The 2042-nt window shown below is 69.6% G+C and carries 1 protein-coding gene; it reads right to left on the bottom strand.

All coding sequences use genetic code 11. From position 1 onward, the window contains the following. A partial coding sequence (locus G6023_RS02610) for a serine/threonine protein kinase (RefSeq protein ID WP_182634012.1) occupies window positions 1-2042 on the bottom strand: 2042 nt, incomplete at both ends.

The raw sequence follows: 2042 nt of genomic DNA, 5'->3' as shown, positions 1-2042 counted from the left end.
ACGGATGCTGTTGGCCTGGTCGACGAGCCTGAACCGCTGCTGACGGGTCTCCGTGGACCGCGCGAGGGTCCGCAGGACGGTCTCCGCGCCGGAGCGCAGCCCGAACTCGGTGAACGGCACGCCGCGCATGAGGGGGGACGGGGACGGCTCGTTGCCCGGCAGCTGCACCCAGGCGAGTGCGGTGGTGAGCACGGTGAGCCGGATCTGGAACGCGCGGTGTTCACCGGCGGACAGATTGGTCACACGGCGGGCGGCCTCGCGGAGGTGGGACTCCTCGGTCTCGTCGAGCGGGCGGCCCTGGCACAGCAGGAGGATCGCGGTGAGGTTGGCCAGCGCCGAGTACCGGGAGTTGGGCGGGACGCGGTCGAGCTCCTCGATGGCGGACTTGACCTCGCCACGACGCTGCAGTTGGCGCGCCAGCCCGAACGCGGAACTGATCACCGACCGGTCGACCGACCACACCGTGCGGTAGAAGTGTTCGCTCGAGCGTGCCCAGCGGGCCCGGTCGCTCTCGGGGCACACGTCGAGGATCAGTTCCGCCGTCGCGGCCAGGGCCAGCTTGGGGCCGTTCTCGCCGGGCATGGCCGAGAGCACCCTCTGGAACTTGGGATACGCCCCGACGGGGTCGCCCTTGAGCAGGTCGGTCACGCCGTCGTACCAGACCAGCCGCCATTCGGCGGGCATCCGGTACGCGTTCTCCTCCAGCAGCGCCTCGGCCGCGGCGAGATCGTCGCTCTCGAGGTAGGCGCGGGTGAGTGACATGATCACGCCGACGCTCTCGTGGGCCTCGGACTCGGTGTCGGAATACAGTTCGAGGAGGGTGTCGATCCGCTGCTCGACCGAGGTGTACGAGGTCGCGGCGAGAATGCGGCCGGCGGGGTCGGAGGCCTCCATGAGCGGCACCGGCAGGGCGTCGACCAGTTCGGACCCGGTGAGCGTCGTGTCGCGGGCGCGGCCGTCGACGAGGAAGTCGGTCGGCTCAACGGTGAACAGCGTGCCGAAGGTCGATCGCTGGGGTGAGAACACCGAGGAGAACGCCGGGTGCGGGACCCCGGTGCGCAGCGCGAGTACCTCCCGCAGGACGCCCATGAGCTGGTTGGCCATCCCGTTGGCACTGCGGAACCGCGAGTCGGGTTCCTCGTGCGTCGAGCGCAGGAGGAACCGGTACAGCGAGTCGTACCGGCTGAACACCGGTTCCTCCATCGGGGAGGGGATGCCGTCGGCGTAGCGGCCGTCGACCACGGGGAGCCGCACGATGAGCGAGGCGAGGGTGCGACCGACGGTGTACAGGTCGGAGGCGATGGTGGGCCCGGTCCGGGGGATCTCCGGGGCCTGGAAACCGGGGGTGCCGTAGATGTGCCCGTAGTCCCCGACGCCTGACACCGCGCCCATGTCGATCAGTTTGACGTGGTCCTCGGTGAGCATGATGTTCTCGGGTTTGAGGTCGTTGTAGACCAGTCCCACCGAGTGCAGGTAGGAGAGCGCCTGCAGGACCTCGAGCACGTAGGCGATGGCCTTCTCCACCGGCAGCACCCGCCCGGGTGCCGCTCGTCGGACGTCGCGCAGGCTGGGGCCGCCGACGTACTCCATGACGATGTACCCGCCATGGGTGGGCGACGTGGCCCAGTCGTCGTGGATGAAGTTGTAGATTCGCACGATCGACGGGTGGGACAGTTCGGCCAGGATCTCCCGCTCGGCGACGGCGACCTCCTGGGCCTCGGCCTGGTCGGCGTGGAGCAGGCCTTTGAGGACGACCCAGCGGTCGGACACGTTGTGGTCGACCGCCAGGTAGATCCAGCCCATCCCGCCGTGGGCGAGCGCACCGCGGACCTCGTACTGGTCGGCGACGATGTCTCCGGGCCACAGTTCGGGCCGTGGCAGCCTGCCGTCGGAGGCCGCGCACTCGGCCTCGATGTCCTCCGGCTCCAACATGGCCGATGTGGGGTCGACGGGGATGATGTACGGCAGATCGACCAGACCCTCGGCGGCCTGGCTCGGGCGGTCCTCCGGCTTGTCGGGGTGCCGTATGCGGAACGGTGCCG

The organism is Dietzia sp. DQ11-71, from assembly GCF_014144995.1.
In the GTDB taxonomy this organism is placed as follows: Bacteria; Actinomycetota; Actinomycetes; order Mycobacteriales; family Mycobacteriaceae; genus Dietzia; species Dietzia kunjamensis.
The sequence above is the reverse complement of the archived record's forward strand: the minus strand, read 5'-3'. Positions and strand labels throughout refer to the sequence as shown.